Origin of the sequence: Nocardioides humilatus (assembly GCF_008373755.1) — a bacterium.
Taxonomy (GTDB): domain Bacteria; phylum Actinomycetota; class Actinomycetes; order Propionibacteriales; family Nocardioidaceae; genus Nocardioides; species Nocardioides humilatus.
In genome coordinates, this window is the sequence record NZ_VUJV01000127.1 from 1 (window position 1) to 580 (window position 580).

Here is a 580-nt window from a genome sequence, read left to right on the forward strand (position 1 = left end):
TCTTGATGTATGAGGATACTTCCTTCTTGATTTCCTCAAATCTGGGCTCACTGTATGGTGGTTCAGTGGAATCCATTTTGTTTACTCCTACGATGAGCTGTTTGACACCGAGGGTGAAAGCGAGCAAGGCATGCTCACGGGTTTGACCGTTCTTAGAGATACCAGCTTCGAATTCACCGGTACCGGCAGCTACGATGAGCACAGCGCAATCAGCCTGAGAGGTTCCTGTGATCATGTTCTTGATGAAATCTCTGTGTCCAGGAGCATCAATGATGGTAACATAGTACTTGCTAGTTTCGAACTTCCAGAGAGCAATATCGATTGTGATACCACGCTCACGCTCAGCCTTTAGTTTGTCCAATACCCAAGCATATTTGAAGGATCCTTTACCCATTTCCTGGGCCTCCTTCTCGAACTTCTCGATGGTACGTTTGTCAATACCACCACATTTGTAGATCAAGTGACCAGTGGTGGTGGACTTGCCGGAGTCGACGTGTCCGATGACGACAATGTTAATGTGAGTCTTTTCCTTGCCCATTTTTGGTTAGTCACGGATTACAAACTGCGTGTAATATCCGAG

At 46.4% G+C, this 580-nt stretch carries 1 protein-coding gene; it reads right to left on the bottom strand.

Annotated features, from left to right (window positions below; translation table 11 throughout):
* Positions 1–538: GTP-binding protein (locus F0U44_RS24215; protein WP_246160769.1), on the bottom strand; the 538-nt coding region annotated here is incomplete at its 3' end.
* Positions 539–580 lie beyond the last annotated feature (42 nt).